6 protein-coding genes and 1 pseudogene are annotated in these 5,836 nt (G+C 63.7%); 5 read left to right on the top strand and 2 right to left on the bottom strand.

Translation table 11 applies throughout. The features are described from left to right. Positions 1 to 236: pseudogene (locus KBZ15_RS16815) on the top strand (acyl-CoA desaturase); the annotation flags it as partial. 40 nt (positions 237 to 276) lie between these two features. Here the strand turns inward: KBZ15_RS16815 and KBZ15_RS16810 are convergent. Next, positions 277 to 1,065: a hypothetical protein gene (locus KBZ15_RS16810; RefSeq protein WP_255016359.1), complete on the bottom strand. Its 789-nt coding sequence runs from the start codon at positions 1,063 to 1,065 to the stop codon at positions 277 to 279. A gap of 55 nt (positions 1,066 to 1,120) precedes the next feature. On the opposite strand from KBZ15_RS16810, the gene KBZ15_RS16805 reads away from it, so the two are divergent. The 4 genes from KBZ15_RS16805 (at position 1,121) to KBZ15_RS16790 (ending at position 4,892) form a co-directional block, all read left to right on the top strand. Next, complete coding sequence (locus KBZ15_RS16805) at positions 1,121 to 2,092, top strand: fatty acid desaturase (RefSeq protein WP_255016358.1); 972 nt, start codon at positions 1,121 to 1,123, stop codon at positions 2,090 to 2,092. Between the two features lie 43 nt (positions 2,093 to 2,135). Next, positions 2,136 to 2,594, top strand: a complete 459-nt coding sequence (gene rplI, locus KBZ15_RS16800; protein WP_197152383.1) for a 50S ribosomal protein L9 — start codon at positions 2,136 to 2,138, stop codon at positions 2,592 to 2,594. Between the two features lie 119 nt (positions 2,595 to 2,713). Then, a complete protein-coding gene (dnaB, locus tag KBZ15_RS16795) occupies positions 2,714 to 4,123 on the top strand; it encodes a replicative DNA helicase (protein WP_255016357.1) in 1,410 nt (469 codons plus the stop codon). Further along, positions 4,113 to 4,892 carry a hypothetical protein gene (locus KBZ15_RS16790; RefSeq protein ID WP_255016356.1) on the top strand — a complete coding sequence of 260 codons (780 nt, stop codon included), beginning with the start codon at positions 4,113 to 4,115 and terminating at the stop codon, positions 4,890 to 4,892. The genes dnaB and KBZ15_RS16790 overlap by 11 nt, the downstream gene beginning before the upstream one ends. Before the next feature lie 54 nt (positions 4,893 to 4,946). Here KBZ15_RS16790 and KBZ15_RS16785 read toward each other — a convergent pair. Beyond that, positions 4,947 to 5,836: O-antigen ligase (locus KBZ15_RS16785; protein WP_255016355.1), on the bottom strand; the 890-nt coding region annotated here is incomplete at its 5' end.

Raw genomic sequence — 5,836 nt, 5'->3', positions numbered from 1 at the left:
ATTCCGCCACCCACTTCTGCGGCTACCGCAACTTCGACTGCCCCGACCTCTCCCGCAACTGCTGGTGGGTGGCGATCCTGAGCTTCGGCGAGGGCTGGCACAACAACCACCACGCCTTTCCCCATTCGGCCCGCCACGGCCTGCGCTGGTTTGAATTCGACATCACCTGGCAGCACATCAAGCTGCTGCGCTCCCTGGGCTGGGCCAGGCGGATTCGGGAGGCCAGCTACCGGTGATTGTTCCACTAGCGGAAATCGTTCCACTAGCGATATCCCCCTAGCGATGATCCTTCAGCTGCTGGCGGATTGCGGCGGCCAGATCCAACTGGGCCCCGGCCGCCCCACCGCTCAGGCCCAGGTCGGCGGCCTGTCTGCGCAGCACCTCGAGAAACTGATCCGCCTCCAGCTCTCCCTCGCCGGTGGCCCCGAGCCGGGCCAGGGTGCGGCGCAGATCGGCGAGTTCGCTGTCTAGCTCTGCCGCCGAAAAATCCCGCTGGCCCGCCATCACCTCGGCAAAACGCTGGCGCCGCTGGCGCTTCTCCACCGGATAGGCCTCCATCAACTGGTCGCGGCATAGGCGCCAGGGCCTGCCCGCAGTCAGCAGCTGGGCCAAGGCCGCACTCAACGGCCCAGCCTCGGCATCGGCGATGCGCAGGTCGAAGGCCTGCGGCGGCTGGCGCAGACCAACAAATACCTCCAGCAGCTCGCCAGGACCCAACACCGGAGCCCCCTCATCTTGGACCGGCAGGGCGGAGGCCTCCAGGGTCGTCACCAGCTCGGGGCTGTCTACCAGTTGCAGGCGCAGGCCTTCGCCGAGCTCTCCGGCTCGGCCATCGGCGGCCAGCAGCTGGTTGATCCGGCCCAGGGCCAGAAACACTTCCGGGCCTGGGGAGGCGAGCTTGCCGTTGCGCAGCATGGAGAGCTGGGAGCCGTGGATCCGGCCCAGATCCAGGGCCTCTGCCAGGGCCGGCAACACCCGGTGGGACCAGCCGTTGCGCTCGTGCCAGACCTTGATCAGATGGGCGAAGGCAACCCTCCCCGATGCGAGTTCCTCCCGATAACCCACCTGATCCGGATTCGTATTGCTACTATTGTAGTCATTCAATCGGAGCCTGGGCCCTATGGCCGCACCAGCAAAACCAGCCAGCCAGCGCCTGGCCACCCGCCGGCCGGCCTCGATCAGCCGGGGGGTCAGCGGCCAACGGCGGGCCCAGGCCCTGCACCACTCCCGCCACGGCGAAGCCCCAGCCAGCAACGAGCCCAAAAGCACCGGCTTGGTCACGATCGGCTTCATGGCGGCCATCCATGTACTGGCATTGGTGGCCCTGCTGCCCCAGTTCTGGAGTGGGCCCGCCCTGGCCAGTTTCCTGGTGCTCTATTGGCTCACGGCCTGCCTGGGCGTGACGATCGGCTACCACCGCCTGCTCTGCCACCGCGCCTTCCGGGTGCCCAAGTGGCTGGAGCGCGTCTTCGCCACCTGCGGAGCACTGAGCTGCCAGCACGGCCCCCTCGACTGGGTGGGCCTGCACCGCCACCACCACAAGTTTTCAGATACCCAAATGGATCACCACACCAGCCTCAAGGGCTTCTGGTGGAGCCACATGGGCTGGATGCTGGAGGCCATCCCCGCCATGGCGGCGGTGCCCCGCCTCACCGGCGACCTGGCCAGCGACCCCTACTACCGCTGGCTAAACAACTACTTCCTGCTGTTGCAATTGCCGCTGGCTGCCCTGCTGTTCTGGATCGGCAGTGTCACCGGCGCCGGTGGCTGGGCCCTGGTGCTCTGGGGAATCCCCCTGCGCCTGGTGGTGGTCTACCACTGCACCTGGCTGGTCAACTCGGCCACCCACCTCTGGGGCGAAGTGGCCCACGCCAGTGGTGATGGCTCCCGCAACAACCCCTGGGTGGCCGCCCTGACCTTCGGCGAGGGCTGGCACAACAACCACCACGCCTTCCCCCACTCGGCCCGCCACGGCTTCGGCCGCCAGATCGACCTCACCTGGCAGCACATCCGCCTGCTGCGCGCCCTGGGCCTGGCCACCGCGGTGCGGCTGCCGGCTGCCGCCAACCCCGGCGCCCGCACCCTGGCGTAAGCTGGCCGATCGGCTCTCCGCCAACCCCCCCCCGTTCGATCCCATGGCCAAGCGCGTTCAAGTCGTCCTCAACGAAAACGTTCTGAGCCTGGGTAAGGACGGTGACCTGGTGGAAGTGGCCCCCGGTTACGCCCGCAACTTCCTGGTGCCCACCGGCAAGGCCGTGCCCGTCACCGCCGCCGTGCTGCGCCAGGTGGAGGCCCGCCGCGCCAAGGAAGCCGAGCGCCAGGCAGCCCTCAAGGCAGAGGCCGTGGCCTTCCGCACCGCCCTTGACACCATTGGCCGCTTCACCGTCAAGAAGCAGACCGGGGGCGATGACGTGCTCTTCGGCACCGTGACCAACGGCGACGTGGCCGAGGCCATCGAAGCTGCCACCAAGAAAGAGGTGGATCGCCGCGACATCACGGTGCCCGATATCCACCGCACCGGCTCCTACAAGGTGCAGGTGAAGCTGCACCCGGAAGTGGTGGCGGAGATCAACCTGGAAGTGGCGAGCTTCTGAGCGCCGTCCCCCTCGCCCTAAGTGGGCGATTGCGGGGATCCGGTGCAAACTGATTGCCCCGGGCGGAGCACCGGCCCCCTGATCAGCTCTGTGCATCCCCCTTTTCCGCCTGCTTTTCGATGGTGAACGCGGCCCTGGCCGGAGCAGACGAACCGCTAGAGCCCAGGCCAGCCGGGCGGCGGCGCCTGCGCGAGGAGGCCAACTTCGAGGCCCTGCCCGATTCGATTCCACCCCAAAACCTGGAGGCGGAGGAGGCGGTGCTGGGCGCCATCCTGCTGGATCCTGACGCCATCGGCCGGGTGGCAGACGTGCTGCAACCGGAGGCCTTTTATCTGGGCGCCCACCGCGAGATCTACCGCACGGCGGTGATGCTGCACAGCCAGGGCAAGCCCACCGACCTGACGGCCATGTGCGCCTGGCTGGCCGACACCGGCTCCCTCGAAAAGGCGGGCGGCCAGGGGCGGCTGGTGGAGCTGGTGGAACGGATCACCTCCACCGCCTCGATCGACCAGGTGGCCCGCCTGGTGATGGACAAGTTTCTGCGGCGCCAGCTGATCCGCTCCGGCAACGAGGTGATCCGGCTCGGCTTCGACCAGAGCAAGCCGATGGAGCAGGTGCTCGATGAGGCCGAGCAGAAGATCTTCGCCATCAGCCAGGAAAAACCCAGCACCGGCCTCACCCCCACCGCCGAGATCCTCACCAGCACCTTCAACGAGATCGAGAGCCGCTCACTCGGCACCTCCGTTGCGGGCATCCCCTGCAACTTCTACGACCTCGATGCCATCACCCAGGGCCTGCAGCGCAGCGACCTGATCATCGTGGCCGGCCGGCCGGCCATGGGCAAAACCTCGATCGTGCTGAACATCGCCAAGAACGTGGCCCAGCTCCATGCCCTGCCGGTGTGTGTGTTCTCGCTGGAGATGAGCAAGGAGCAGCTCACCTACCGGCTGCTCTCAATGGAGGTGGGCATCGAGAGCGGCCGGCTGCGCACCGGCCGGTTGCAGCAGGAGGAATGGCCCCTGCTGGGCCAGGGCATCAACAGCCTGGGCCAACTTCCTCTTTTCTTAGACGACAAGCCCAATACCGGCGTGCTGGAGATGCGCTCCCTCTGCCGCCGGCTGATGGCCGAAACCGGCAAGGAGCTGGGCCTGATCGTGATCGACTACCTGCAGCTGATGGAGGGCTCCACCCCCGACAACCGGGTTCAGGAGCTCAGCCGCATCACCCGGGGCCTCAAGGGCATGGCCCGCGAACTCAACGTGCCGGTGATGGCTCTCTCCCAGCTCAGCCGCGGCGTCGAATCGCGCACCAACAAGCGGCCCATGCTGAGCGACCTGCGCGAATCGGGCTCGATCGAGCAGGACGCCGACCTAGTGCTGATGATTTACCGCGACGAGTACTACAACCCGGAAACGGCCGATCGCGGCATCACCGAGGTGATCGTGACCAAGCACCGCAACGGCCCGGTGGGCACGGTGAAGCTGCTGTTTGAGCCCCAGTTCACCCGGTTCAGGAATCTTGCCGCCTGAGCACCCCACCCTCCAGGTGGTGACGGTCCAAACCGGCCAGCGCTACCCAGATCTCTGGGTAAGTCGACTGGCGGCGATGGTGGGCCGCAACCTCAGCGAAGCCCATCGCTTCATCGTGTACACCGACCAGCCCGAACCGGCACGCTTCGACGGGCCGAGCACCAAGCACCAGCGGCTGGAGGTACGGGATCTGCAGGGAGGCGGCCTGAAGGGCTTTTTCGGCAAGCTGAAACTGTTCGACCAGGGCCTCACCGGCGGGGATCCCTTTCTGTATCTCGACAGCACCCTGGTGATCCGCTCCAACCTGGCCCCCCTGGTGGAGCTGGGGCGAACCAGCCACTCCAGTGTGATCGGCGTGCGGGACTGGAACTACCCGATTCTCAACTCATCGGTGCTCTGGTGCCGTCCCGATGCCCACACCCAGGCAGTTTGGCAGTGCTGGCAACAGGGCCGTTACCCGGCCGCAGCCTTCCCGGGCGACCAGAACTTCATCTTTCAGGTATTCAGCGACCATGCTCCCGGCGCCCTCACCTACTGGCCCCCAGGCTGGGTGAGCTCCTACAAAGCCCTGCGCAAATTGGCCCGGCGCAATCCCGAGGCGGCGCGGCGCCAGCTGGAGGCCAGCTCCATCCTCAAATTCCACGGCCGGCCCAAGCCCAATGAGGTGCTGCATCCCTGGCGCCATCCCCGCCGCACGATCCTGCGCCATCCACTCCAGCCCCAGCTCTGGGGCTACCTGGGCGAGGAGCTGCGCAGGCACTGGTGCTAGCAGCTTTGAAGTGCAAATCCCAAAATTCATACAGCCCAAGGCGAGCCAATGGGCCTATTTCATCATATTTTCATCAAGACTTGTCAACTCTTTGGGCGCAGGATAAGCCAAGAACCAAAGGAAGGTGATGGTGAAAAAGAAAGAGATCACAGAGATATTATGATGATAAAGCGGCTGGGGGAAGGCGGAAATCATCATCGCCACAACCACAGACGACCCAGCGCCCGAAATGATGCGGGCCACACCAGATCGGAACCTACTGTAAAACAAACAAAAAATGCCAATAGAAAATATAAACCAGCCGGCAAGACCAACCAAGCCAGATGTCAACAAAATATCCAGATACTGGTTGTGCATGCCCGTCCAGCCCTGAAATTGATCAGTACATAGGTTCGCACTGCAGTAGGCAGCGATCACTTGATGACCGTTCCCAGGCCCTATGCCAAAGAGGGGGTGCTGGAAAAAGCTTTGGAGTGCAATTTCCATTGCTATAAGCCGCTGCCCCTGGGATGTTCCCATGCCTTTTCCTGCAAAAAAGGCTGTTGTTTCGCTAGTAATTTGACCATATTTAAAAACCGCAAGCGGCAACAAAATAGCAGCTGAAACCAAAAATAGTATAAACATAATCTTGGTATGCACTGGGTTTTTTGATGAACGACCCAGCAAGACAAGCTGTACCAAAGCGCCAAATACTAAGCCCAACAACGCCCCTGCCGAACCAGAAGCATACACAGCGATGACTGCACCCAAGCAACCAAAACCACAATATATTTTTTGAAGCCGACTGCCATTCCTACACATACCGGCCAAAGCAAGCAAGGCAAGGACTGCGGCGATCTGGCCAAAGGCAATTGGATTGGTGATTGGCAGGCCAACACGCTCTGAAGGAGCTAAAATACGCGAATGGGCCGAGAAAATGGCAGCAAACAACCCACCAGTGCTCA

The sequence above is a fragment of the Cyanobium sp. BA20m-p-22 genome, assembly GCF_024346275.1.
Classification (GTDB): Bacteria; Cyanobacteriota; Cyanobacteriia; order PCC-6307; family Cyanobiaceae; genus Cyanobium_A.
This window is presented reverse-complemented; position numbering and strand designations above follow the sequence as displayed.